At 56.9% G+C, this 26,676-nt stretch carries 20 protein-coding genes; 15 read left to right on the top strand and 5 right to left on the bottom strand.

The genetic code is table 11. The features are described from left to right. Nucleotides 1-58 precede the first annotated feature (58 nt). Complete coding sequence (locus IF205_RS18090) at nucleotides 59-1,972, top strand: XrtA/PEP-CTERM system amidotransferase (RefSeq protein WP_259780751.1); 1,914 nt, start codon at nucleotides 59-61, stop codon at nucleotides 1,970-1,972. 29 nt (nucleotides 1,973-2,001) lie between these two features. Here the strand turns inward: IF205_RS18090 and IF205_RS18085 are convergent, their stop codons facing one another. Together IF205_RS18085 and IF205_RS18080 are read right to left on the bottom strand one after the other, a co-directional pair. After that, a complete protein-coding gene (locus IF205_RS18085) occupies nucleotides 2,002-3,318 on the bottom strand; it encodes an HlyD family type I secretion periplasmic adaptor subunit (RefSeq protein ID WP_259780750.1) in 1,317 nt (438 codons plus the stop codon). Nucleotides 3,319-3,350: 32 nt separating this feature from the next. Further along, the gene (locus tag IF205_RS18080; RefSeq protein ID WP_259780749.1) at nucleotides 3,351-5,114 is read right to left on the bottom strand and encodes a type I secretion system permease/ATPase; all 1,764 of its coding nucleotides are present in this window, start codon (nucleotides 5,112-5,114) and stop codon (nucleotides 3,351-3,353) included. Between the two features lie 344 nt (nucleotides 5,115-5,458). Here IF205_RS18080 and IF205_RS18075 point away from each other — a divergent pair, with 344 nt between their 5' ends. The 3 genes from IF205_RS18075 to IF205_RS18065 all read left to right on the top strand — a co-directional run bounded on the left by IF205_RS18075 (nucleotide 5,459) and on the right by IF205_RS18065 (nucleotide 8,399). After that, complete coding sequence (locus tag IF205_RS18075) at nucleotides 5,459-6,016, top strand: hypothetical protein (RefSeq protein ID WP_259780748.1); 558 nt, start codon at nucleotides 5,459-5,461, stop codon at nucleotides 6,014-6,016. A 189-nt stretch (nucleotides 6,017-6,205) separates the two neighbouring features. Continuing rightward, entirely contained in the window at nucleotides 6,206-7,324 is a 1,119-nt protein-coding gene (gene wecB / locus IF205_RS18070) for a non-hydrolyzing UDP-N-acetylglucosamine 2-epimerase (RefSeq protein ID WP_259780747.1), read from the top strand. A 43-nt stretch (nucleotides 7,325-7,367) separates the two neighbouring features. After that, complete coding sequence (locus IF205_RS18065) at nucleotides 7,368-8,399, top strand: FemAB family XrtA/PEP-CTERM system-associated protein (RefSeq protein ID WP_259780746.1); 1,032 nt, start codon at nucleotides 7,368-7,370, stop codon at nucleotides 8,397-8,399. Between the two features lie 12 nt (nucleotides 8,400-8,411). Here IF205_RS18065 and IF205_RS18060 read toward each other — a convergent pair whose 3' ends face one another. Next, nucleotides 8,412-9,476 carry a GNAT family N-acetyltransferase gene (locus IF205_RS18060; protein WP_259780745.1) on the bottom strand — a complete coding sequence of 355 codons (1,065 nt, stop codon included), beginning with the start codon at nucleotides 9,474-9,476 and terminating at the stop codon, nucleotides 8,412-8,414. Nucleotides 9,477-9,699: 223 nt separating this feature from the next. Here IF205_RS18060 and IF205_RS18055 point away from each other — a divergent pair, with 223 nt between their 5' ends. The 6 genes from IF205_RS18055 to IF205_RS18030 are packed head-to-tail and all read left to right on the top strand — an operon-like array spanning nucleotide 9,700 to nucleotide 16,602. After that, nucleotides 9,700-10,320, top strand: coding sequence for an XrtA/PEP-CTERM system exopolysaccharide export protein (locus tag IF205_RS18055; RefSeq protein WP_259780744.1), 621 nt, complete (start codon nucleotides 9,700-9,702; stop codon nucleotides 10,318-10,320). Between the two features lie 32 nt (nucleotides 10,321-10,352). Then, on the top strand, nucleotides 10,353-11,975 hold the full coding sequence (locus IF205_RS18050; protein WP_259780743.1) for an XrtA system polysaccharide chain length determinant: 1,623 nt from the start codon (nucleotides 10,353-10,355) through the stop codon (nucleotides 11,973-11,975). After that, entirely contained in the window at nucleotides 11,965-13,107 is a 1,143-nt protein-coding gene (locus tag IF205_RS18045; RefSeq protein ID WP_259780742.1) for an XrtA-associated tyrosine autokinase, read from the top strand. The genes IF205_RS18050 and IF205_RS18045 overlap by 11 nt, the downstream gene beginning before the upstream one ends. Beyond that, nucleotides 13,104-14,612 carry a TIGR03016 family PEP-CTERM system-associated outer membrane protein gene (locus IF205_RS18040; protein ID WP_259780741.1) on the top strand — a complete coding sequence of 503 codons (1,509 nt, stop codon included), beginning with the start codon at nucleotides 13,104-13,106 and terminating at the stop codon, nucleotides 14,610-14,612. The genes IF205_RS18045 and IF205_RS18040 overlap by 4 nt, the downstream gene beginning before the upstream one ends. Nucleotides 14,613-14,626: 14 nt before the next feature. Further along, entirely contained in the window at nucleotides 14,627-15,673 is a 1,047-nt protein-coding gene (locus IF205_RS18035) for an XrtA/PEP-CTERM system-associated ATPase (protein WP_259780740.1), read from the top strand. 23 nt (nucleotides 15,674-15,696) lie between these two features. Continuing rightward, a complete protein-coding gene (locus tag IF205_RS18030; RefSeq protein ID WP_259780739.1) occupies nucleotides 15,697-16,602 on the top strand; it encodes an XrtA system polysaccharide deacetylase in 906 nt (301 codons plus the stop codon). A 6-nt stretch (nucleotides 16,603-16,608) separates the two neighbouring features. On the opposite strand, the gene IF205_RS18025 is transcribed toward IF205_RS18030, so the two are convergent. Further along, complete coding sequence (locus IF205_RS18025) at nucleotides 16,609-17,811, bottom strand: TIGR03087 family PEP-CTERM/XrtA system glycosyltransferase (protein ID WP_259780738.1); 1,203 nt, start codon at nucleotides 17,809-17,811, stop codon at nucleotides 16,609-16,611. Nucleotides 17,812-18,121: 310 nt separating this feature from the next. Here IF205_RS18025 and xrtA point away from each other — a divergent pair, with 310 nt between their 5' ends. The 5 genes from xrtA to IF205_RS18000 all read left to right on the top strand — a co-directional run bounded on the left by xrtA (nucleotide 18,122) and on the right by IF205_RS18000 (nucleotide 26,457). Then, nucleotides 18,122-19,699, top strand: a complete 1,578-nt coding sequence (xrtA, locus tag IF205_RS18020) for an exosortase A (protein WP_259780737.1) — start codon at nucleotides 18,122-18,124, stop codon at nucleotides 19,697-19,699. A gap of 131 nt (nucleotides 19,700-19,830) precedes the next feature. Continuing rightward, nucleotides 19,831-21,183, top strand: coding sequence for a PEP-CTERM-box response regulator transcription factor (prsR, locus tag IF205_RS18015; RefSeq protein ID WP_259780736.1), 1,353 nt, complete (start codon nucleotides 19,831-19,833; stop codon nucleotides 21,181-21,183). A gap of 65 nt (nucleotides 21,184-21,248) precedes the next feature. Continuing rightward, a complete protein-coding gene (gene prsT / locus IF205_RS18010; protein ID WP_259780735.1) occupies nucleotides 21,249-24,023 on the top strand; it encodes an XrtA/PEP-CTERM system TPR-repeat protein PrsT in 2,775 nt (924 codons plus the stop codon). Between the two features lie 51 nt (nucleotides 24,024-24,074). Further along, the gene (galE, locus tag IF205_RS18005) at nucleotides 24,075-25,058 is read left to right on the top strand and encodes a UDP-glucose 4-epimerase GalE (protein ID WP_259780734.1); all 984 of its coding nucleotides are present in this window, start codon (nucleotides 24,075-24,077) and stop codon (nucleotides 25,056-25,058) included. Nucleotides 25,059-25,116: 58 nt separating this feature from the next. Then, nucleotides 25,117-26,457 carry a putative O-glycosylation ligase, exosortase A system-associated gene (locus IF205_RS18000; protein WP_259780733.1) on the top strand — a complete coding sequence of 447 codons (1,341 nt, stop codon included), beginning with the start codon at nucleotides 25,117-25,119 and terminating at the stop codon, nucleotides 26,455-26,457. Here the strand turns inward: IF205_RS18000 and IF205_RS17995 are convergent. Next, entirely contained in the window at nucleotides 26,454-26,660 is a 207-nt protein-coding gene (locus IF205_RS17995) for a hypothetical protein (RefSeq protein ID WP_259780732.1), read from the bottom strand. The two genes, IF205_RS18000 and IF205_RS17995, sit on opposite strands and share 4 nt — an antisense overlap. Between the last annotated feature and the right edge of the window lie 16 nt (nucleotides 26,661-26,676).

The raw sequence follows: 26,676 nt of genomic DNA, 5'->3' as shown, positions 1-26,676 counted from the left end.
ATGCATGCGGTACCTAACTATCACACCATTCAGACGTTTTTATGCAGGAAGGTCAACCATGTGTGGCTTGGTAGGAGTATTCGACAGCCGGGACAAGCGTTCTGTTGACCCCGCGCTGTTGGACAAAATGAACCAGACCCTCCTGCATCGTGGACCGGACGGCGGGGGAACGCATGTCGCCCCGGGGATTGGCCTGGGCCATCGCCGCCTGTCGATTATCGACCTGGAAGGCGGCATTCAGCCCATGTTTGATGAAAGTGGTGATATTGCCGTCGTCTTCAACGGTGAAATCTATAACTTTCAGGATGTTGCAAAGGAACTGACCGATCTGGGGTTCACCTTCCGCACGCATAGCGACACGGAAGTGATCGTCCACGGCTGGAAGGCCTGGGGCCCGGATTGTGTGAAACGCTTCCGGGGAATGTTTGCCATCGCGCTTTGGGATGCGCGCAGCGAAACCCTGTTCCTGTCCCGCGACCGCCTGGGCAAAAAGCCGCTCTACTACACCGAATTGCCGGATGGCATGGTGGCCTTCGGTTCAGAGTTGAAGGCCGTGACTGCTTATCCCGGCGTGGCGCTGGAAACCGACCCGAAAGCGGTCGAGGACTATATGGCGCTGGGCTATGTCCCCGACCCGAAGACGATCTACAAATCCGTCAGGAAGCTGCCCCAGGCGCATAACCTGATCTGGAAACGGGGCGGCCGGCCACAGTTGCAGCGTTATTGGCAGTTGGATATGACCCAGCGGGTCAACGGCAAGGTGGAGGAGATCGGCGAAGAGCTGATCGAACGCCTGACGGAGGCCGTGCGCCTGCGTATGATTTCCGATGTACCGCTTGGGGCCTTCCTGTCTGGCGGGGTGGATTCCAGCGCCGTGGTTGCCCTGATGGCGGGCCTGTCGGACAAGCCGGTCAATTCCTATTCGGTCTCCGTTGATGACCCCGCCTTTGATGAAAGCAGCTATGCCAAGGCGGTGGCGGAACGTTATCATGCCCATCATGCGGTGCGCGAGATCGATCCCAGTTCCATCGACCTTGTGGACCGGCTGATTGATTTTTACGACGAACCTTTTGGCGATAGTTCGGCCATGCCCACCTTCCGCGTCTGCGCCCATGCCCGCGAAGGCGTGACCGTCGCCCTGTCCGGTGACGGTGGCGATGAAAGCATGGCCGGGTATCGCCGCTATGGCCTGCATCACAATGTGGACCATATCCGGCAGATGATCCCGAGCGCCTTGCGGCGTCCGGTTTTCGGAACGTTGGGCAGCCTGTATCCCAAAATGGATTGGGCACCGCGTTTCCTGCGGGCCAAGACCACTTTCCAGGAACTGGCCCTGTCGGCGTCGGACGCCTATTTCAATGTGGTGTCCGTGGTCGGCGACGATATGCGAAACCGCCTCTACAGTGGCGGTTTCAAGGGGGATCTGCAGGGATATTCCGCACGCGACGTGTTGCGTGGGCATTTTGCCGAGGCCGGTGATGTGGATGCGGTGTCCCAGGCGCAATATGCGGATATTCATACCTATCTGCCGGGTAAAATCCTGGTAAAGGTGGACCGCGCGAGCATGGCGAACTCGCTGGAGGTTCGCGCCCCGCTTCTCGATCATGAGCTGATCGAATGGCTGGCGAGCCTTGATAGCTCGCTCAAGCTGCATAACGGTGTCGGCAAATATGTATTCAAGAGGGCTCTGGAACCGTATTTGCCGAATGACGTGCTCTATCGGCCCAAGCAGGGTTTCACCATTCCGCTGGCACGTTGGTTCCGTGAAGACCTGCGGGGGCGGGTCGCGTCTGCGGTCACCAGCGAAGTGATGATGGATTCCGGTTATTTCGACCCGGATGCCCTGCGGCGTCTGCTCGACCAGCATCAGTCCGGGCGCAGCGACCATTCGGATGTCCTGTGGACGCTCTATATCTTCGATGCCTTCCTGCATAAGGCTGCAGGCGTGGAACGTCGCCGGGCCGCCGCCTGACGGCCCGTTTCGTCATAGGTGTGCTCTGATTAATTCTGGTGGAAGGCTGCCTGGAAGCTTTCTTTGACCGGGGTCAGCAGGTAACGCAGGAAGGTGCTTTCCCCTGTGACGATCATCGCGCTGACCGGCATGCCCTGAATCAGCTTCCGCCCTTCCAGACGGGTTAACTCGTCCGTTGGAATACGGATACGCGTCTTGTAATAGGTCTTGCCGGTGCGCTTGTCTTCCTCAACGGCGGAGGAGACATAGAAGACTTCACCGTTCAAGGTTGGTGTCGTACGCTGTTTGAAGACCGGAAAGCGCAGTTTTGTTGGCAGGCCGGGGGATACCATATCGATATCGACGGGATTGACCTGTGCCTCGACGATCAATTCGTCATGGGAGGGGACGACATCCATGATCTTTTCACCCGGACGGATGACACCGCCGGGGGTGAAAAACGCCAGGTTTTCAACCACGCCCTCGACCGGCGAGCGGAGGATGGACCGTTCAAGAACATCCCGCGCGGCTTCCCTGCGCTCTTTGACGTCACTAAGCTGCGCCTGAACCTCGCGCAATTCGTTGACGACCTTGTCCAGATGCTCGACGTCGATATTCAGGATTTGAAGCTGCGTCTCGCCGATTTTCTGTTCCGCCTCCGCGATCCGGCCCAGGTTCTCATCCTTCTGGCCCTGAAGGCGGGCATGTTCGCGTTCCAGCTTCAAAAGCCGTGGCTTACGTTCCAGGCCCTTGGAAACCATTTCCCGCACGGCCTTGACTTCCTGTGCAATCAGGCCGACTTGCTTTTCGGCGGAATTGACCTGTGCCTGGAAGCTTTTGATCTGGGAACGAAGCTGATCCATTTTTTCCGTGAGGATATCCTGTTTCAGGCTGCGGGCCTGGATGCCGTTGTCGAAAATCGCCTGCTGCGCCTTTTTGACGGTTGCAGCAAATTCCAGGTTTTCCGGGGCGGAAAGTTCCTCGGGGTAGACGATATGGTCCAGTCTGTCGCGTTCTGATTCCAGCCGGGCCTCGGAGGCAATCAGGTTCAGGTAACGACCGTTGATCAGTTGCCAGGATGCCCGCGCCTGCGCGTCATTGAAGCGCAGCAACTCCTGTCCCGCCTTTACCGACTGTCCGTTGGAAACATCAATATGTTCGATGATCCCGCCTTCAAGGTGCTGGACCGTTTTGACATTGCCGTCGACGGTGATGGACCCTGGTGCAACTGCCGCCGTTGCGAGTGGAAGTTGCGATGCCCATAGCAGCGACCCCACAACAAAGAACAGGCATACGACCAGCCCGAAGATGATCACGCCGCGAATGTTGGGGCTGGGTTGGGGGGTCGGTAGCTCTATGGGTTCCATGGTGCGGATATTCCTTTATCCGGCAGGTCTGGTCACGCGCTGGCGCGTGGCTGGGCCAGTGCCGGTTTGTCCTGTTGCTGCTGCCTGTGCTGGTCGATCGGGGTCGGTGGTGCCGGTGGGCGGGCGCCCTGGCGCAGCTTGGCAAGAACCTCGTCGCGTGGACCGAACATTCGGACTTGACCTTCACTCAGGATGCAGACCTTGTCGGCGACGCGCAGGATGTTGGACCGGTGGGCAATGATGATCACGGTGGAGCCGCGGGCCTTCAATTCGGTGATGGCTTTCGTCAGTGCGGTTTCACCCTCGATATCCAGCTCTGAATCCGGTTCGTCCAAGACGACATATTTCGGGTCGCCGAACAGGGCGCGGGCCAGGCCAATACGCTGGCGCTGGCCACCGGACAGCGCCATGCCGCTTTCCCCGATCGGGGTGTCATAGCCCTGCGGCATGCGCAGGATCATGTCGTGGCAGTTGGCCTGCTTGGCGGCGATCACCACCTTGCCCCAGTCTGCGTCGGTCATGCGGCCGATATTCTCACGGACGGTCCCGGCGTAAAGCGCATTGCTCTGAGGCAGATAGCCGACATATTTGCCGAATTCCGTGCGGTCCCAGTCATAAACGTCAGCGTTGTCCAGGCGTACCGTACCGCTGGTCGGGCGCAGGGTGCCCACCAGCATCCTCGCCAGCGTCGACTTGCCGGCGGTCGACGGGCCTGTGATGACGACGGCCTCACCGGGTTCCGCCCCAAAGGAAACATTCCTCAGAAGATAGCGGCTGGACCCCGGCAGAAGGTGATTGATGCTTTCGACGCGCAAGTGCCCTTTGGGTTCCGGCAGCTTCATGCCTTCACTGCGGACCTCGGCGGATGCGAACATCCGCCCCAGCTTGGCAAGCGAGTCGCGGGTCTGGATCAGGCTGCGCCAGGAAGTGATCGAATGTTCCACGGGCGCCAGCGCCCTGCCGATGATGATGGAACTCGCAACGGTGACCCCCGGTGTCAGATGCCCTTCCAGGACCAGCATTGCACCGGAGGCGAGGATTGAGATCTGAATGACCATCCGGACGAATTTCGACCCGGAGATGACCATGGAGGACCGTTCCGTCGACACCAGATGGGAGGCGAGCGACCGGGTGTTGGCTTCGAACCATTTGCTCGCCATGCCTCTCAGCATGCCCATGGCGTCAATGGCCTCGGGGTGGCGCGTCGCAGATGAAATCCGGCGATGTGCCTCACGGGAGGCCTCGGAGGATTCGATCATCGGCTTTTTGGTCACGAATTCATTGAGCAGGGCAAAGCCGAACATGATGACCGCGCCGATGACGGTGATGACGCCAAATGTCGGGTGCAGCATGAAGGCTACAATAACGAAGATGGGAATCCACGGCGCGTCCAGCAGGGAGGTCACTGCGTTGCCTGCGAGGAAGGAGCGGACAATATAAAGGTCCCTTGTCGCGTCGGTGCTGTATCCCTTCAACTGCAAGGATGCGGTCAAGGCTGAATCAAAGGCATGCAGCGACAGGTATTCCTCAAACCATGCACCTGTGCGGCTGAGCACACGCGAGCGCGCGGTCTCCAGCAACATCATGATGAAAAGAGCAAAGATCGCGATGATTGTCAGGTAGAGCAGCGTATCGAGGCTGGAGCTTGGCACCACGCGATCGAACATCTGCATCATGTACAGAGGGATGGTGAATTGAAACAGGTTGATGAAAAGGCCGAAAATAAATGCGACAAACAATGCGCGTTTGCACCGGCGTGTGGCGTAAAGGAATTTATCGTTGAGGCGTGTCCACATGAGCCCTGACCACTGCGTTGGGGAGGTCGATTATATCAGTATTTTAATAAAATTATCCAGCAGCTTGATTGGAGTACTATCATTTTGGGGACTTGAAGCCGTGCAAAACTTCGTGAGGTGGAGGGGAAATTGTAGATCAATCTCTTGTTAAAATTGTATGCGTTAAGGATTGCTTAATATGGGGGTGTCGATTTTTTTTACAGGGACTAATATTCTCAAGGCCTAAATATTTCCTATTATATTGATTTATATAACTAAACTTGTATTGGTCCGCTCCTTGCATATTACATTGGTGACACCCATAGAAAATGGGGTTATGGCTTGAGAGCCGGAGGTACAAGAGAATGAAAACTGTAAAACTCATACCATTTGCGATTGTTTCGCTGGTACTTGCTCTGTTTTCAGTGAACAGCCATGCAGCGGCTGTTGGCTGTTCTTTCGGAAGCGGATTTGAGTGTGTTGTGAATGCTGGCGATTCTCTGCCCGGCGGACTGACTGTTCCAAACAGTGGCAACGACAAGGAAATGTATGTTGAGGCGGCCATCGAACTGGTGACAGGTAACCCGATCGACCTGATGTTGCTTGGCAAGGACGGTGATCCCGGTCTGACTGTAACGTCCGGTGATGGCGGTTATTCCGGTACCTGGAATTCGGCCAGCGATCTCGTTGGCTGGATTACGGTCAAAGCCGCGAATTCTTTCATCATTTTTCAGGTCACGCCTGCGTCCATGTCCGGTATCTGGGATACACTGGGTATCGTGAATAAAGGTGGTCAGCAGCCGACCCTGTCCCATATCAGCTTCTGGAAGGGACCGGAAAATGTAAGCGAGGTTGGCAGTCTGGCAATCATCTTGCTCGGTCTTGGTGGTTTGCTGGTGGCGCGCCGCCGCCGCACAATCTGATCAGCAAAACGCAAATGAGAAAGGGGCGCTGTTCGCAGCGCTCTTTTTTTGTTTTGTCTTCCTAAAACCGAAAAAAATGTCTGACATAGTTGCGTCCGACGCGGTGATCGGTCATTGGTATCTATCTACCGACGGATTGGGCCGGGAAGGGCTACTTCCTTGAGTCACGTATAGAAAATGGGGAAAAACATGCGTGTAATGTGTGTATTTGGGACGCGCCCGGAAGCAATCAAAATGATCCCGGTGGTCAAGGCGTTACAGCAGGCCGAGGGTATTGAGGCGCAGGTCTGTGTGACCGCCCAGCATCGTTCCATGCTGGACCAGGTGCTCGACCTGTTCGGTGTTACCCCTGACTATGACCTGGACATCATGAAACAGGCGCAGGACCTGACCCATATTACCGCCGAGGTCCTTAAGGGCGTTCAGGATGTCTATAAGGACGCAAAGCCGGACCGTGTGCTGGTTCATGGCGATACCACGACCACTTTTGCCGCAGCCCTCGGGGCCTTTTATCAGAAGATACCCGTCGGCCATGTGGAAGCCGGTCTGCGCACAGGGGATATCTACGCCCCCTGGCCGGAGGAAATGAACCGTCTGCTGACCGACGTCATCTGCGACATGCGTTTTGCCCCAACGGAAAGTTCGGCGGAAAACCTGCGCCGCGAAGGGGTGAAGGAAGAAGATATCTTCGTCACTGGCAACACCGTAATCGACGCTTTGCTGGATGTGGAGGAACGTCTCGACAGTAATGGTGGTTTGCGGGCGGAAATGGAAAGCCGGTTCGATTTTATCGACCCGGATAAACGCATGATTCTGGTGACCGGTCATCGACGTGAGAATTTCGGGGAAGGCTTCCTCAATATCTGTAACGGTCTGGCGGAAATTGCGGCGCGCGGGGATGTGCAGGTGGTCTATCCGGTGCATCTGAACCCGAATGTGCAAAAGCCGGTGTATGACATTCTGGGCAATCGGGACGGCGTTCATCTTATCGACCCGCAGGACTACCTTCCCTTTGTCTATCTGATGACCCGCTGCGATATTATTTGCACGGATTCCGGTGGGGTTCAGGAAGAGGCGCCGTCGCTTGGCAAGCCTGTCCTGGTAATGCGTGATGTGACCGAACGTCCCGAGGCCGTGGCTGCGGGGACCGTGCATCTGGTGGGCACCGACAAGGATAAACTTGTCAGCGAGGTGAACCGGCTTCTGGACGATGACGAGGCTTATCGCAGCATGAGCATGGCCCATAATCCATATGGGGACGGCAAATCCGCCGGGCGGATCGTCGATCTGATTCAGGCGCGTGGCTGAGACGTTCCCCGCGAACAGCGGACGGTAAAGGGGGATTAAGGGTATGACTGTGCGGATATTGGAACTCGACGACGGCAATATAGAGCGCTGGCGCGACTTTGTGGCTGCCTGTCCGCAAACCACTTTCTTTCACCGGCCGGAATGGAAGCGGGTGATTGAAAACAGCTTCAATCAGAAATGCCACTTCCTCATGGCGGAAGAGGATGGCCGGATCACGGGCATCCTGCCGCTGACCCATGTTCGCAGTTTCATTTTTGGCAGCCGTCTGGTCTCCACGGCCTTTTGCGTTGGCGGCGGCATTGCCACAACCACGCAGGCGGCACATGACGCCCTTAAACGCCATGCGGTGGATTTGCGGGACAAGGCCGGTGTGGACTATGTGGAATACCGCGCGCCTGCAAATTCGGATGAGGACTGGATCAAGCGTGAAGGGCTTTATGCCACCTTTGAGCGGCCGATCGAGGAAGAAGAAGACGAATGCCTGAAACAGATCCCACGCAAACAGCGCGCCGTGGTCCGCAAGGCTTTGAAAACCGACCTGATCTGGCACCTGGAACAGGACAGCGATGCTTTTTACGGTGTCTATTCCATGACCATGCGCAACCACGGGACGCCGGTCTTCTCGAAAAAATATATCGACAACCTGCTGAGCGCATTCGGGGATGATTGCGATGTCCTGACGGTCTATTCGGGTGATAAGCCGCTCAGCAGTGTCCTGAATTTCTATTTCAAGGACCGCGTGATGCCGTATTACACCGGTGCCGTTCCCGAGGCCCGAAAGCTGGGTGCGGCGGACCTGATGTATTGGGCGGTGATGCGTTCGGCAGTGGAGCGGGGCTACAAGGTCTTTGACTTCGGCCGGTCCAAGGTCGGCACCGGGCCTTTCTCCTTCAAGAAGAACTGGGGTTTCGAGCCGCGCCCGATCAATCTTGAGTTCAGCCTGAAGGACGGTGTACCGCTTCCCGACGTCAACCCCAACAACCCGAAATACAAGATGATGATTGAAACCTGGCGACGCCTGCCGTTGCCCGTGGCGAATATTATCGGGCCGATCGTCTCCCGTCAGGTCGGCTAACGGCCTGAAGTCCTAATGGTGGCGGGCCGCACCGACGAGGCGCGTCAGTTGATTGTCACCCTTGAGGCGTAGGGAATAGAGCTTGTCCGCCCCGGTGGCGAGGCTGCGTTTATAGCGGCTGTCACCGGCGAGGAAGGAGTAGCGGTCCAACCCACGATCCAGATAGTCCTGTGCCGTCAGCGCATGGCAGACCAAGCCGGGCTTCAGCCGGTTATCTTCGTCATATCGAAAGCCGGACTGGTAAGACAGGGCAGCGCCGCGATGGAGGAAGTTGTATAAATAGCCCAGCGGCGCTTCCTCGCTGCGGATTTCGATCAGGTCGATGACACCCTGGTCGAAGCTGTTGCTGATCATTTGCCGGTGGAAGGCCTCGAAGAAGTCCGGGGCGAAGGCGCCCGGCTTGCCGCGGGCGCGCCAGGTTTCCTGATGCAATTCGATCAGGCGGTCCAGATAGCGTTGGGCGTCATCCGCCGTGTCAGGACGGGACAAGGTCAGGTCACCTTCCTGCGTTTCGTATAATGTGATCGACCGGCGCAGCTTGTGACGGGAATTGCGGCTGAGCGCAGAGGCGAAATCCCCATGTTGATCGGCGATCCAGGAGAGATTCGCATAAGGGGCTGCTTCCAGCGTCGGCTTGCCGGAAGACCCTCCGGACGCTTCAATCTGGTGAAAGCTGTCTTCGCTCAGGCGGTTGAGGTCGAAGGTCGGGCGGCGTAGCAGCGGGCGGGACGGATGCTGGCATGTCAGCCAGGTCCAGCAATCGGCCTCAAGACCGGTGACGGTGTCGTCGCAAAGCAGTCCGTTGAATTCAATATAGATGGAATCCTCGGCCATATCGCCGCTTTGGTGTAACAGAAACCGGGAAGGGCCGGTTTCGAAGAAAAGGCCGAGTGCAACTGTTTCGCCATCGCGGGTTGCACTGAAAACCAGGGGGCGCCGCGCAAGCCGGTTCAACCAGGTTCCGACCCAGTTCCAGGATAGAAAAAAACTGCTGCGGGATTTTTTCTCCAGCGCTTTCCAGCGTTCAGCCAGTGCATCCGGTGCGGAAAGCGGTTCGAATGTGCAGTGCAGCGACATAGCATTCTGCAATGCTTTACTCCTTTGATTCGCGGCGGGCGCAAGTATTGGAAAAAAACTGTTGCATGTCGGTAAGCGTCCTAACAATATGCCGCCGGAAAGGCATGATTTTCACTAAATTTTATATATTTCATGTCTTTGTATTAAAGAAGAAGTTGTGTAAAAAGGAAATGCGCAAGTTTTGCGCGGAATACTGACCCAAATAGAAAATGAGGGGAAGGTCATGCAAACTAACTGGGGCCGAAGTAAATCGCTTATCGGTGTAATCTTCGTCTGTGCTGCGTTTTTTGTAGGGGGCTGTAGTTCTTCGATCCCGGTGGCGGATTCCGTGGAACAACCGAAAGTGACCGATGTTCAGTACATCATCGGCCCACGTGATGAATTGGACATTTTTGTGTGGCGTAGCCCGGAATTGTCCAAGACCGTTCCGGTACGCCCGGATGGCCGGATTTCCATACCGCTGGTTGACGATATGATGGCGGCGGATAAAACGCCGAGCGAATTGGCGCGCGATATTGAAAAATCGCTGAGCAAATATGTACAGGACCCGATCGTTTCCGTGATCGTTACCAATTTCGTTGGTCCTTATGCCCAGCAGGTTCGCGTCGTGGGTGAGGCAACGGACCCGCAGGCGATTGCCTTTAACGACGATATGACCGTCCTCGACGTTATGATCGCTGTTGGCGGCATGACTGAATTTGCCGATGGCAACGGGGCCGTGATTGTCCGCAAAGGCCAGAAGCTGCGCGTACGTCTCGATGACCTTCTGAATGATGGGGATATTGACGCGAATGTAGCGATGCAGCCCGGCGATGTCCTCATTATTCCGGAGACCTGGTTCTAAGGCATTTCGGTGCCGTTTGGTCGAGTAGGTTTATGGAAGAGATTCTTCGGTATCTGTATGTTGGCTGGCGGATTCTCGTTAGTCGCAGATGGTTTGCATTAACGACCGCATGGGCGATTTGTGTGGTGGGCTGGCTCGGTGTAGCCAGCCTGCCCGATCAATATGAATCCGAAGCCCAGATTTATGTGGATACGACAACCTTGTTGGGGCCGTTGCTGAAGGGGATTGCCGTTCAGGGCAATATCAATCAGCAACTGGTTGTGATGCAGCGTACCCTGCTGAGCCGCCCCAATATCGAAAAAGTCATCCGTGAAAACGACCTCGACCTGAAAGTGGTTGATGACAACGGCTGGGATGCGTTGGTGAATTCGGTGGAAAGCCGGGCCAATATCCGTGTTGTAGGTCCCAATCTGTTTGTTGTGGGCTTTGTCGACCAGAATCCGAATCTGGCAAAGCGTATCACCCAGTCCCTTCTGGACATTTTCGTCTCCGCGAATGTTGGTGAAAACCGGAAGGGGATGGAAAGCGCCCAGTCGTTTATTGAAACGCAGATTGCCAAATACGAAAAGCAGTTGCAGGCCGCAGAAGCCCGCAAGGCTGCTTTTCAGTCCAAACATGCCGATATTCTGACCGGGGGGACATTCTCCAACCGTTTCGAGGCATCCCGCCGTGCCTATCGCAATGCCGAACGCGAGTTGGAAGACACGCGCCTGGTGAAGGCACAGTTGGAAACCCTGTTGGCGAAGACGCCGCGGTTCCTGGAGATCGACCAGAACCCGTCCATTATCGTCCAGGGCGGACAGCAGGTCAGCAGCACAGAACAGGAAGTGCGTTCTCTTGAACAGCAGCTGGCGTCGCTTCGCTCGCAATATACCGATAACCACCCTGACGTAAAAAGCATGGAGCGGTCGCTGGCCGATGCGCGCAAGCGTCTGGAAGCGGAAAAGGCGGCTAAGGGGAATGGCGGTTCCGGCAGTCGGAAAGGACGAATTCCGAACACGGTTTATGAGCAATTGCAGGTCCGCCTGTTCGGTGTTCAGCAGGATCTTGTGCGGTTGCAGAAGAACTATACCCGCACCAAGCAGGAGTTTGAGCTTCTCGAAAAGCGCAAAGAGGCAGCGCCTGGAATTGAGGCGCAGCTGGCAGGTCTCAACCGCGATTACAGTGTCATCAAGGCGCAGTATGAGGCGCTGTTGAAGCGGCGCGAATCGGTGAATATCTCTGCCGCACGCGAGGCGAGCACCGATTCCGTGCAGTTCCGGATCATCGAGCCGCCTGAAGTGCCGTCGCGCCCGTCCGGGCCGAAACGTGTGTTGTTCAGTGTGGCCGTGTTATTTGTCGGCATCGGTGCGGGGGTCGCACTGCCGATCCTGTTTGCCCTGATGTCGGGCTATATTTATGACCGCAAGGATCTGGAAGAGACTTTCAACCTGCCGGTCCTTGGGACGGTTCAGTATATGGCCGGAACGGCCGATGTTGCCGGACGCCTCTTCAGCTTCCTGTTGTTCGCCCTGGGCGGCGGCGCTCTGGCTTTGACGCTGTTAGGGGTTGTTTACCTGCAGCCCAATCCCTCCATGATTGATGCCGTATTCGATCGCTATGACGTCAACAGTTATGTCGAGCAGGTGAAGGGGGCCGTTTCGAATGTCTTCTAAAGACGAACGTATCAGTCTGGTCGAACGGGCCGTCAAACGCATGCAGGAAGAAGGCGGGGCGACGCCGGAGGGCAGCGGCAAACGCGCCGCGCCAATCGGTGGAACGGCCAAGAAAAAGGACGCAAAGCTGCCGCCGCGCAAGACACCGGCGCAGTTGGAACAGGAAAAACGCGCGGAACAGAAAGCCAGGAAAGACCCCAGGCAGGAAGAGGCCCCGGCGGTCAAACCGTCCGAACCGGCCAGCCCGCCGCCGGTCCCGCCTGTTGCGCCGACCCCCGCCACGCCGGAAAGCAGTGCCGACAGGGTTGTTGCGCCGCCGGTAAGCCCGCCGCCTCAGGCCGAGGCGCAAAGGCAGGCGCCTCCTGCCCCGCCGCTGCAGGGGCCCGATGATACATACATGCAGATCGACATTGATATGCTGCGCAAGAACGGCATGGTCACGCCCAATTCCGGTCGAACTCATCTGGTTGAGGAAATGCGCGCGATCAAACGGCCGATCATCCGCCGGGCGTTCAAGTCGGAACGTTTGAACGGCACGAACAGCCTGAATAACGTGGTGATGATCACGAGCTGCCGGTCCGGCGAGGGCAAGACCTTCAATGCGATTAACCTGGCGATGAGCATCGCAATGGAGCGTGACCTCTATGTGATGTTGATCGACACTGATGTGTATCGCCGGGGGATCAACCACCTGCTCGGTATCCCGGACGAGAAGGCGGGGCTGGTGGATCTTGTGCTGGATTCGGACCTGGGGGTCTCCGATGTGCTGCTGCGCACGAATATCGACAATCTGTCGGTTTTGCCTGCAGGGACACAACATCCGCATGCGACAGAGCTGTTGGCCAGTCAACGCATGGTCGAGATCATCAAGGATATTTCTTCCCGTTATCCGGACCGCATGGTAATCATTGACACGCCGCCGGTGTTGGCGAGTAGTGAGCCGCGTGTGCTTGCGGCCTATGTCGGGCAAGTGGTCATGGTGGTCGAAGAAGGGGGAACCAGTCGGCCGCTGGTCGAAAATGCGTTGGACGCATTGGGCGATTCCGATAAGGTACGCTTCATATTGAACAAGCATAGGGGTCGGTCGAAAACCGATACTTATTACGGTTATAGCAGAGAGGCATACTCGTGAGCTTTGGGCGTGGGAAAGTCGACTTTCTAAAAGACTGTAGCCGGGTGGCGTTGTTGAGCAGTGTGATCGGTATTGCCGGTCTGCAAGGTGTTGCGCTTGCACAGGATAAAGGCGCCGATATCCAGGACGCCAGCGCCGACGCCAAGGACGCCCCGCAACGGACCTTTACGCTCACGCCGTTTATCTCAGGCAAGGAATCGTTTTCCGACAACGTTTTCAGCACGGAAGACGGTGAACAGGCTGACTTTATCACCACGGTGGAAGCCGGCGTTGACCTGAAGAACGAAAGCCGCCGGTCCACGATTGATTTCAGCTATACCCTCAGCAAGGATATCTATGCCGACAACAGCGAGTTGAACGGCACACGCCACAATATGCTGGGTAATGGGGAGGTCATCCTTCTCGAAGACTGGCTGAAATTCAACGCCAACATTGCAATTTCCGAGCAGAACGTATCGCAGACCGGGAGCACAACGGCGACGGATCGCACAGCCTCCAGTGACCGCACGCGGGTGATCAACTATGGCCTGGGGCCGACGCTGGTCCATTCCTTTGGCCGCTGGGCCTCGACGGAACTGGGGTATAAATACAAAGGCGTGGATTTCAAGAAGCCTTCCACCGGTGCATCGAGCAGTGCCCCTGCCAATGCGACGATCCAGGAGATAACCTATAATCTGGAGAGCGGCCCGAAATTCGGCAATCTGGATCTGGCTTTCGATTCCAGCTACACCAATACGGATAAGGCGGAAGGCGCGGATACCGAACGCAGCAATGCACAAATCCGTAGCGAATACGCCTTCACACCCCATTTCTCGGGTATCGCGCGCGTCGGTGTCGACAAATATAACGGCGATGACAGTTCCGAACAGTATGACGGTGGCTATGGTTTCCTGGGTGGCCGGATTCGGTTCAGCGAACGGCTGGATGCCAGCCTGGAAATCGGTAACCGTAACGACAATAACACTTTCACTGCGGATGTTTCCTACCGGCCGACGCCGCGTACGGAATTCACGCTGTCCCATGATCAGTTCGTCCAGACACAGCAGGAAACGCTTTCTACTTCACCGATTTTCGTCAATGGTGTGTTGGTGAACCCCAATGACCTTGGCACGTCGCTGGTGGACAGCACAACGCGGACGCGCAAACTTGACGCATCCTTCACTCACCGCCGGAAGCGCACCGAATTCAAGGCCGATGTCGGCTGGCGCCAGCGTGACTTCGCCGTCGACAACACGGATGACGCGACGCTGAATCTGGGCGTTGATGTGTCTCACGACTTCACCAAAAAGGCGACGGGGACACTGAATGTTAAATATAGTGACACTTTAGATACACGTACCGACAATACGGATCAGACCAGCTATCGGATGGGGATGGACCTGGACTATGATCTGAGCGACACGCTTGTCAGCAAGTTCGGTTACAGTGTTTTATACCGCACCGAAGAAGCAGGGCAGGACATTGTGGAAAATGTCTTCTTCGTAAGTCTACGCAAGGATTTTTAACGCTTGGACAACATATGTATGCCAATTACTTCGGTTTCTCCGACCTTCCTTTTCAGCTAACGCCGGATCACCGCTTCTTCTTCGGTAGCAGCAGTCATACCAAGGCCTTGGCACATCTGACCTTCGGGATCAGTCAGGGTGAGGGATTTATTGTCATTACCGGTGAGGTCGGGGCCGGCAAGACGACCCTGTTAGGGCGTTTGCTGACGACACTCGACAAGAACCAGTATATCGCCTCCGCCATCATGACCTCTCAGTTGCAGGGGGATGATATCCTGCGTCTGGCGGCACTCAATTTCGGGCTGGACAGTTCCGACAAGGACAAGGCGACGATCCTGAATGATCTGAAGGCCTTTCTGATTGCACGTCAACGCGAAGGCAAACGCTGTCTGCTGATGGTGGATGAGGCCCAGAACCTTTCCTTCGAGGCCTTGGAAGAACTGCGGATGCTGTCCAACCTGCAGGTTGAACAAAAGCCATTACTGCAGAGCTTTCTGCTGGCACAACCGCAGTTCAAGGAAATCCTCGCCCGTCCGGAGTTGGAGCAACTGCGCCAACGCGTGATCGCCGCCTACCATCTGGGGCCGCTCGACCGGGATGAGACCCGTGAATATGTGAAGCACCGTATGCATGCCGTGGGCTGGGACGAAAAGCATCCCAGCTTTACCGATGGGTCTTACGAGGAAATCTATGACGCCACCGGCGGCATTCCTCGCGTAATCAACAACCTCTGCTCACGCGTGTTGCTTTATGCCTGCCTGGAAGAGATGCAGAAGATCAATGCGGACACCATCCGCAGCGTTGCCGAAGACCAGCGCCGCGAGACCGCAGAAGTCATGGCGGAGGCAGGGACCCAGCAGCCGTCCCGCCCGGTCAACGGCAAGGCGGCCCTGGCGTCGCTTCCGGCGGCGGCAAGTTCCGGCGACCTGCATCAGATGCATGAGCAGCATAAGGAAGTCATGGCCCGTCTGGACAAGATGGAAGCCCGCATCACACGGCTTGAGGTCGGGTTATTGCGGGGGATTCGTGCTGTCTTCGACCATGTTTCCGACAATACCTGACCGGCAGGAAGGCAGCTAGGGGCATGAGCATGCAACAGTCACCCAATTCCGCAGGACAGGTCAAAAACGCCGGACGGCTGCTTAATGCCATGACCGTTGACGTGGAAGATTATTTCCAGGTCCAGGCCTTTTTCGGACGTATCGACCGCAAGGACTGGGACAACATGCCCTGCCGGGTGGAACAGAATACCAATCTGATTCTTGATATGTTCGGCGAGGCGGGTGTTAAGGGCACCTTTTTTACCCTCGGCTGGGTCGCTGAACGCTATCCTCACCTGGTCCGGCGTATCGTTGACGAAGGACATGAAATCGCCAGCCACGGCATGGCTCATTTCCGCGCTGACGAGCAAACGCCGGAAGAATTCGGTGAGGATATCCGGCAGGCAAAAAAACTGCTGGAAGACGCCGGCGGTGCAGCGGTCAAGGGCTACCGTGCGGCAACCTTCTCCATCGGGGCTAGAAACCTCTGGGCTTTCGATGTGTTGAAGGAAGAGGGGTATCAGTATAGCTCCAGCATCAACCCGGTCCGTCATGACTTCTACGGTATGCCGGATGCACCGCGTTTTGCCTTCAAACCGTGTGGGGAGGATGGCATTGTCGAAATGCCGATCACGACGTTGAACCGTAAGGGCAAGAACATTCCCTGCGGCGGCGGTGGCTATTTCCGGCTGTTTCCCTATGCGCTGTTCCGTCGCAACCTGCGGCAGGTTCACCGGCAGGATGAAGAATCCGCGATTTTCTACTTCCATCCCTGGGAAGTTGACCCCGGTCAGCCCCGTATCGACGGTATTTCACTGAAGACCAGGGTCCGTCACTACCTCAACCTCAACCGGATGGAAGGTCGCCTGCGGCGCTTGCTGCGTGACTTCAACTGGGGCCGCATGGACGAGGTCTTTGCCGATCAGTTGCCCGGGCAAGCGGCTGAATAAGCCGCGTCAGCCCAGCAGGGACCTCAGCTTGTCATATTTGGTCTGCCAGCTGTATTGACCGGCCACACGGCTGCGTGCCTTCACGCCGATTTCCGGGTTGATGCGGCCTTCGATCACATCCAGGGCCGCCTTGGCAAAGTCTTCCGCCGTGTCTGCCACGATCAGTTCCTCACCGGTTTCCGCCTCAATCCCTTCGAAGGCCGGGGAGGTGGTGATAACGGGCCGGGCCATGGCCATCCCTTCCAGAACCTTGTTCTGAATGCCGCGTGCAATACGGATCGGGGCCACGATGGCCGTCGCCTGGGCGATATAGGGGCGCACATCCGGCACGCGCCCGGTGACGTGAATGCCGTCCCGCTTGCCGAGCGCCTGCACGGCAGGGGTAGGGGAACTGCCGACGATGCAGAATTGCGTACCGGGTGCCTGACGGCGAATGAGGGGAAGGATTTCGTCTGCAAACCAGATCGCACCGTCTACATTGGGCTTGTAATCCATGGCCCCAGTCATGGTGACGACGGGGTTTTCACCATCATAGACGGACTCAAAATGATGCTCCGGTGAGAAAAAATCGGCGTCGATGCCATTTTCCACGCCATAGACCGCACAGCGCTGTCCGTTCATCAGGCCACGGAAGAGGTCTGCTTCCTTTTCGGAGACCAGCAGGGAGGCCTGCGAGGCCGCCGCTGTCTTGCGTTCGAAGTCGAGCAGACGCTTCCCCTCACGCTGATAGAGCCAGTGGAACAGGCCCTTTTCCTGTTTGGCGTATTGCAGCCATTTGTCGGAATCCACGTCGACGAAATCGGTTACGATCCTGTCGGGCCGATTGGGATCGTCGATGACATATTGCGCCATGGAGGAGGAAAAGATGAAAGCGACATCGGGCTTTTCCTCGCGCAGGATTTTACGCACCCATGCGCCGAGGTCGGCGGAACGGAAATACGGCAGGGTCAACGCCTCGCCGGTCAACAGGCCACGAAGGCTGAGGATTTTGCCTATAGCTGGTTTCAGTTCGGCCACAAAGAAGTCTTTGCAGATATCGTGCAGACCACCGATATTTTCGCGATCGGCCGGGTCGTCAATGAAGGTTCCGATATAGACATCGAAATCTTCCGCCAATCGCTTTACAAAGTTGTACGAGCGAATCTTGTCGCCTTTGTTCGGGGGATAGGGAAGGCGATGGGACAGGAAGAGAAGTTTCTTTTTGCTCATATCGATTTTGCAGCTCGCAACAGGTTGTTTTTCCGGGAACCGGTTCCTGCCCACTTTATAGACCGGTTCGATTTCAAAGATTTGTCACTATACCCAGTAACCTGTATGGCGGTATAGGAAGAAAGTCCGTCTTTCAATGAGTAATTGTGTTTTGAGCCTTCCTTAACGTCTCATGATTCTTATAATATCAGTGGATAGGGGGGCTGAAGGTTGTAGGTTCTGTTCGCGGTTTTTGCGAGTGGTGCCTTGGCTGTCGCTGGCCGGATGATGCGGCCGGGACGTGCCGGGCCACAGAAAAGAGAGGTACGCCGTGGGGGTTGATAAACTGGAAGCAGGAGCCTTTGCCCGGGACCGGGGAGACAATCGGGTCTGGCGGCGGCATCTGCTGTTGTTTTTCGCTCTGGTTGCATTGCTGATCGCTTTGTACTGGCAAAGCTGGTCCCGGCTGGTAGGCGTGTGGCAGCATGAAACCACCTATAACTATTGCTTCCTGATTCCCCTTGTCAGCCTCTACATCCTTCGTGCCCGCTGGAAGGAGGTGATCCACCTTCGCCCGGGCTGGAGCCTGATGGGCGCTGTGGCATGCCTTGGGGCCGGTGCGTTGTGGCTGGTTTCCGATGTGGCCGATGTGGCTTTGGGCCGACAGGTGGCGCTGCTTGCCCTGTTTCAGGGAATTGTGCTGGCGACATTCGGCTGGCGTGTTTTCTGGGGCGTTTTCTTTCCGCTGCAATATCTGTGGCTGATGATCCCGACCTGGGCCTTTCTGATTCCGTCACTGCAGAAGACGACGCTGTCATTGGCGGAAATGATGATCCGCATCACAAATGTGCCGCTTTATGTGGACGGGCTGTTGATGGAGGTGCCAAGCGGCCTGTACCGCGTGGCACCGGAATGTTCGGGCCTGAATTTCCTGCTGGCGGCGGCGGCGTTGTCCCTGGTTTTCGGGATTCTGATGTATCAGAGCGTCATGAAGCGTGTTGCTGCCTTTGTGATTTCGCTGATTGTTGCGGTTCTGGCCAATGGCGCCCGTGTCGCCGTGATCGTCCTTTTCAATCACTGGGGCGGAACGAAGATCGGGCTGGCCGGTGATCACCTGACCTGGGGATGGGGCTTTTTCGCCGTGATTGTGGTTTTCATGATCTGGCTTGGCAGCCGCTTTGCCGACCGTAGGCCGGAACAGAAGATCACCATGGATGATTTGTCCGTTACCCCACGTAAATCATACAGCGCAGCCATTCTTGTGGTCTTCATTCCCTTCCTGATTGCAACCATCTTCGCCCCATATGGCTATGCCTATATGTTGGAGCAGGACATGAATGCGGACCGGCGCGTTGCCTTTGCCCTGCCGGACAAGTTGGGTGGCGCGGTGCATGAGGACGGCTTGACCAGCAATTGGAACCCGGTATTCCCGAAAGCGGATGTGGCTGTTAGGGAGGTTTACGCGGCCCAGGACGGCAACCGCGATTTGTTTGTCGCCTATTACGGGATGCAGCAGTCGGGCAAGGAGGTTGTTGGTTTCGATAACAGTTTCATCGGCCACGGATACCGGACCATCGCCCCGGCGCGGACCACTATAATTACAGTCAATGGCAGTCCGCTGACCGTCGTGGAAAATCATCTGAGCAACGGGAATGGCATGCGTCTGGTCTGGTCATGGTATTGGGTGGACGGGCAATTCACCCATAGTGATGTAATGGCGAAAATTCTGCAGGCAAAGGCAACCCTTCTGGGTGGAGAGACGCGGGCGGCCCTTGTCGCGCTAAGCGCGGAAAAACAGATGGATGCGCCGGAGCTTCGTGACTATCTGCAAAGCTGGGTCCAACAGAATTTTCCGGTTACAGGTATGTTGAACGGGGCCAGCGTTACCCTTGCGGAGACGGCTGACTGAACCCTGCCTGCGACCAGATTGTTTCGAAAGGACAAGAGGTTATTTTCCCAGATAGGGGATTGCGGTAGGTTAAAAATTAATATCTATAATGTATGTAAAATACGAGATAGTTTTGTAGGAGCCTGGTGACGATGGGGGAGAAGGCCAAGATCCTTCTGGTAGAGGACGACGTAGGGCTGCGCGGGCAGCTCCGTTGGGCATTGGAGGAATATGACGTCCTGACCGCCGGCAGTCAGGACGAGGCGCTGGCAGCGGTCCGCAAGGAGGACCCTGACGTTGTCGTCCTTGATCTCGGCCTGCCACCGGACCCTGACGGGGCCACGGAAGGCCTTGCAACCCTGCGCGAAATTCAGGCCTGTTCACCGGACAGCAAGGTGATCGTCTCCTCGGGGAACGAGGAAAAGGCGCACGCCCTGAAAGCAGTGGAACTGGGTGCCTATGACATCTACCCCAAGCCGGTTGACCTGGATGTTCTCAAGCTGATCATCAAGCGTGCCGCCCGCCTTCGGGCTCTGGAACAGGAGAACCGTGCCCTGGCCATGAACACGGTTTCATCGCCCCTGAACGGGATCATTGCCGCATCGGACTCGATGCTGAAACTGTGCCGGACGATCGAGCGGGTTGCCAAGTCGGATGTCAGTGTGCTGCTGACCGGAGAGAGCGGAACCGGCAAGGAGGTCTTCGCGCGCGCCATCCATGATCTGGGGCCGCGTGCGACGAAGCCCTTCGTCGCCATCAACTGTGCGGCCATCCCTGAAAACCTGCTGGAAAGTGAGTTGTTCGGCCATGAGAAAGGGGCTTTCACCGGCGCGGTGAAACGCACCATCGGCAAGGTGGAGCAGGCCCATGGCGGTACGCTGTTCCTGGATGAAATCGGCGATATGCCGGTGGGACTGCAGGCCAAGATGCTGCGCTTTCTCCAGGATCGCACCTTTGAACGTGTCGGCGGTCGAAGCTCTATCGAGGTGGATGTCCATGTGGTTTCGGCGACCAATCGGAATCTGGAACGGATGATCGAGGAGGAGACATTCCGTGAGGATCTGTTTTACCGGTTGAATGAATTGTCGATCGGTATTCCGCCCCTTCGCGAGCGGGATGGCGATGCGGTGCTTCTCGGCAAGTATTTCTTAAACAAATACGCGCAGGAATATACCCGTCCTATCAAGGGGTTTACGGATGCCGCGTTGACGTCGATGGAGGCCTATGAATGGCCCGGCAATGTGCGCGAACTGGAAAGTAAAGTGAAGCGCGCAATCATTCTGGCGGACGAAAAATTCGTCGATACGGAGGACCTGGGGCTGCCCCAGGCTGAGGAAGGGGCAACCTTTCCCACGTTACGGCAGGTTCGCGAAGATGCGGAACGAAGCATTATCCTGCGGGCTTTGGCGCATTCGAACAGCAATGTTTCGGGGGCTGCCAAGCTTTTGGGCGTTAGCCGGCCGACCCTGTACGACTTGATGAATAACCTCGGGTTGGAGCGATAGGCGTCAGGCCTCGGGCCACCCGGGACATAAGACGAATGACAGAGCAGAGAATGCGAGGGAACGCCATGCGAGGAATTACGAAAATCGCTGCGGTTTGTGCAACGGCGGTCACCATGATGATGGCGACGCCGGTATTGGCAGCCGTTGACTCCGACACGCAGGAAATCCTGAAGGAGACCCAGTCGTACCTCGAGAAAGGGGAATATAAGGCTGCGGTTATCGAATTGAAGAATGCGATTCGTGATGACCCGAAGAACCCGCATCTGCGTTTTCAACTTGGGCGTATCTACCTCTCTGCCGGTGATGGGTTGGGGGCAGAGAAAGAGTTTAATGTCGCGTTGGAAAACGGCATTGATCCTTCTATCATGCAGGTGCCGCTGGCGCAGACATATCTCGTTCTCCGGCGCTATGACGATGTTCTGAACAAGACGTCTGTCGAGAAGACCGCACCGGGGCAGAAAGCGCAGATCCTGACCACGCATTCGCAGGCCCTGCTTGAAAAGGGAAAGCTGGCCGAAGCGGAAAAACTGGCCCAGCAGGCAGTTCAGGAAGAGCCCACGTCGCCGCGCGCAACGGATGCGCTGGCCGTGGTGATGTTGCGCGAAAAGCGGATCGAGGAGGCGGAAAGCCTGATCGACACCTTCCTGGCGGCCCATGAGGGCGATGCGGCGCTCTTGTTCCGCAAGGGCGAAATCCGCCGGTCCATGAAGGACGCAGACGGCGCTATTAACTTCTATAACCGCGCGCTCAGCTATAACCGGTCCTATGTCCCGGCGCTGAGCAGCCGTGCCCTTTCCTGGCTGTCGTTGGGTGAAACGGAAAAGGCCCAGCAGGATATTGAAACGATCCTGACGGACTCGCCGGGCAACCCCTTCGGACGCTATCTCAAGGCATTGATCGCATTCCGCGACCAGAAAACCGACGAAGCCAACGACCTGCTCGTGGCAACAGGACCGGCTTTGGACGAATACGCGCCGGCATTGTTCCTGAATGCAGCCGTGCGTTTTGCCCGCGGTGACCTGGAACAGGCACAGAGCTATATCCAGCGTTTCCTTACCAAGGTTCCCGAAAATCCCAATGGTCTCGGCGTATTGGGCGGCATTTATATGCAGCGTGGTGAAACGCACCGTGCCGTGCAGGTTTTGGAGCGGGCGGAACGGATCGCGCCGGAGGATTTCACGGTCCTGACCCTTCTCGGGCAGGCCTATATGAGTGTCGGACAGTTCTCCGATGCGTCCGAAATGTTTGACCGCGCCCGTCAGATCAACCCGGATGCCACGGTTGTAAGTACGCAATATGCGATCAGCCAGATCGGCATGGGTAATTCCAAGACCGGGGTGGAAGACCTCGAAAAGCTGGCAGAGCGCGAAGATGGCCAACGGGCCCTGTTTGCGCTTGTCACGGTCTATACCCGTGACGGCAAATACGACAAGGCGCTGGCGGCAATTGATAAAATGAAGATGCCGGATAGCCCGATCCCCGATTATTTCCGGGCGGATATCGCGCGTTTGAAAGGCGATCCGGATACGGCGCGGGCGGGCTATGAACAGGTGATCAAGGCCTATCCGAAATTTGCTCCTGCACGGTTGAGCCTGGCCTCTCTGGATGTCCTGGATGGCAACCTGGATGCTGCTGAAGAAAGACTGACGCCGGTTCTGAAGGAAGGGGAGACCAACATTCGTGCGCAGATCGCCATGGCGCGAATTGCGGAACTGCGGGCCAATTACAAGGAAGCCGAACGTCTTCTACGCGGCGCGATACAAAAAGAGTCCCGGCAAAGCCGCCTGTGGGTGGAGCTTGTGGCGTTGTTGATGCGTTCCGAGAACACGGACGAGGCGCTGGCAGCAGCGACAGAGTTTTCCGTTGCCTTCCCGGATTCCCCGACCGCACAGGAAATGCTTGTCCGCGCCCAGCTTGCGGCGGGCAAACAGGATGAAGCGCTCCAGACCATGGGGCGTCTGGTTCGCCTGGCACCGCGAAGTGTTCCCGCTCTGGTCCAGCATGCACGGATGCTGCTGGCGGCTGGTGATGCAACCAAGGCCCGCCAATCTGTTGAGCGGGCACTGGAGCTGGACCCCAAATCCGAACAGGCGCGCTCTATGCTGGTAGATATCCTGCTGCAAAGCGAGGGTGTCGATGCCGCCCTGAAATCGGTTGTGGAGAATGCAGAAGGGGCATCGCCTGAAACGGTGGCGCTGAGCCGCGGCGACCTGCTGATGCGCAAGCAACAGTATGGCGAAGCGGTCAAGGCCTATAACAAGGTGCTGGAAACCGACCAGCGAGCCTTCATTGCGGCCCGGAAATACCAGGCCATGTCCCAGGCGGGACAGCCGGACGAGGCGCTGGCCTGGCTGCAGGACTGGACGAAGTCCCATCCTGAAGATATGGACCTGCGCCTGTATTATGCCAGCACGCTGATGGGCCTTGGAAAGACCGAAGATGCGGCCAAGGAATATGTGGCCCTGACCAAGGATGATCCGAAAAATGCCATCGCCTGGAACAATGCGGCCTGGCTGTATGAACAAATGGGCCGTCCGGATTCCATGGACCTGGCTAAAAAGGCCTATGATGCGGCGCCCAACTCTCCGGCCATTGCTGATACCTACGGCTGGCTGCTGTTCAAACGGGGCAAGGTCGATGAAAGTCTGGACCTGATGAAGCGGGCCTATGTACGGGCACCGGAAAATGCCGAAATCACCTATCATTATGCTGCGGTGCTGAATGCCGCCGGTGATGTGGCCACTGCCCGGCAATATCTGGAAAAAGCGGTAAACACCTCGGCGACATATCCTGAAAAGGGCGATGCCGAAGCGTTGCTGGCAAAATTGAACGGAAATTGAGCGGCCTGCATTTCGTCAGGGCGATCATCGTGAATTGAGGAGGACTTTAGGGTGGCGAACACCGTTTTGGTTACCGGCGGTGCCGGTTATATCGGCAGCCATACCTGTCTGGCATTGCTTGAGGCCGGTTATCAGGTCGTGGTGTTGGACAACCTGTCGACGGGCCGCCGCCGTCTGGTGCCGGGGGAAGCCGTATTTGTCGAGGGCGATAGCGGTGATATCGCGCTGGTCCGGGAATTGTTGAAGCAGCATGAGATCAGTGCCGTCCTGCATTTTGCCGCGGCCACAGTGGTACCGGAATCGGTGGAAAAACCTCTCAAATATTACGGCAACAACACCTGCAACAGCCGTAACCTGATGCAGGCCTGCCTGGAAGAGGGCGTAGAGCATTTCGTTTTCTCTTCCACGGCTGCGGTCTATGGCGATCCCGACCAGCTTCCTGTAACAGAGGATGCCTCCCTGCGACCGCTGGCGCCCTATGGAACGTCAAAGCTGATGACTGAGCAGATGCTGCGCGACGTGTCCAAGGTGACCAATCTGCGGCATGTGATCCTGCGTTACTTCAATGTGGCCGGGGCGGACCTGAAAGGGCGGACCGGCCAGTCCACGCCCGAGGCAACCCATCTGATCAAAGTGGCCTGTGAGGCGGCCTGCGGCAAGAGGGACGGGCTGACCGTCTTTGGCGATGACTATGCCACGCCGGATGGAACCTGTGTCCGGGATTTCATTCACGTGACCGACCTTGCCGAGGCGCATGTGGCGGCCCTGCGGTATCTGGAACAGGGGGGCGAATCCCTCGTTGCAAACTGTGGCTACGGGCGCGGTTTTTCGGTTAAGGAAATCGCCGCCACGGTGGAACGCGTGTCCGGGAAGCCGATTTCGGTGGCTGTCGGGCCGCGCCGGGAGGGCGACATCGAGGCGATCTACGCCGATAATCGCAATATCCGCGAGACCTTGAACTGGACGCCGAAGCTGGACGATATCGACGTCATCGTGAAAAGTGCTTATGAATGGGAGCAGCAATGCGGTTTTTGAGGGCCTTGCCAGAGGATCACCGCGCGGTGATGTCAATGCCCGGGAGTAGTTAAGGCGGATGCTGCGGTCACTTTTCCTGTTTGCTATCGTTGGCATGCTGTTGCCGCTGGCGTTACGGAATGCCCATGCGGGATTGCTGTTGTGGGAATGGTTCACGGTCATGAGCCCGCACCGCGAGGTTTACGGTCCGGCGACCTATTTCAAGTTCAACCTGATCGTCGCCGTGGCAACCCTGGGCATGTGGCTGCTTTCCAAGGAAAAGAAAGTACCGCCGCTTTCACCGGTTGTGGTGTTGTTCCTCCTCTTTGTGTTCTGGATGGTCCTCGCGCAGGTGTTTTCTCTGCGCCCCGACTACTCCTGGCCGTATTTCGACCGGTTCATCCGGATCATGGTCTTCGTCTGGCTGATGCTGGCCATGACGAATACCAAATACCGCATCCATTCCGCCGTCTGGGTTCTGGTTGTCTCCCTGGCTTATTTCGGCGTGCGTGGTGGGGGCTTCACCTTGCTGACCGGGGGCGGATTCCGGGTCTGGGGCCCGCCGCAAAGCTCGATTGAAGACAATAACCATCTGGGCATGGCCCTGGTTATGGTGGTGCCGTTGATGCATTACCTGCGCACATATTCCGAAAAGAAGATTGTACGCTTGGCGCTTCTCGTTGCGATGATCCTGACAGTCATGGCCGTGTTGGGCACTCAGTCCCGTGGGGCCTTCGTGGCCCTGTCCGTGATGGTGCTGTTCTTCTGGTGGTATTCCAAGCAGCGGGTCAAGCTTGCGTTACTGGGCGGGGCGGTGCTGGCGGTTGCGGTCTTCTTCATGCCGGAAAGCTGGTTTGATCGGATCGCAACAATTGGGGAGGCAACGCAGGACAAATCCTTTATGGGGCGTGTGGATGCCTGGATCATTGCCTTCGATACGGCTGTGCATAACCCGTTGACCGGGGCCGGTTTCCGGGTCCCCTACCTGCAGGAGATCGCGGATCAGTTCACGACCGAATATCACAAGGCGCGCGCTGCCCACAGCATCTATTTCGAGGTGCTGGGAAGCATGGGCTTTGGCGGGTTGTTCCTGTTCCTGGGGATTGCCCTGTCGGTTTTAATTGCGTCCCTGCGTGTCGATCGCATTGCCCGGCGGCTGGTGGATATGGAATGGGCATCTGACCTTGCGCGGATGTCACGGGCCAGTTTCCTGTCCTATTTCGTCGGGGCGTCGTCGATGTCGCTGGAGTTCTGGGAAGGATACTGGATTCAGGTCGCCCTGATGGTGAACTTGCAGACGCTGGTCCTGGAGGAGAAAAAGCGCCAGGAAAAAGCGGCACTGGCCAAGGAGGGTGACGGTTTATCCTCGGAAGAACGCCCTGGGCTGACGCCGGAATATAGTATCAGCCGATCGACCTAGCGCCGTTTGCGTTTCTGACGGCCGCGGCGTTTCTCGATTTCGTCGCGGGCGGCCTCCAACTCTTCACGCTGTTCATCCGTCAACTTGAACTGCAGCAGTCCCTTTGTTGCTCCGTGCATCGACGTGTGACGGTGAATGACATCCCAGATCACAATAATGGCGATGCAAATTACGCTGGCGGCGAAGAAAAGAGAGTCGATCATTGCTTATCCACTAATA

Source organism: Aestuariispira ectoiniformans (genome assembly GCF_025136295.1).
In the GTDB taxonomy this organism is placed as follows: Bacteria; Pseudomonadota; Alphaproteobacteria; order UBA8366; family Aestuariispiraceae; genus Aestuariispira_A; species Aestuariispira_A ectoiniformans.
Note: the sequence above shows the minus strand (reverse complement) of the source record. Positions and strands in the feature narration are given on the sequence as shown.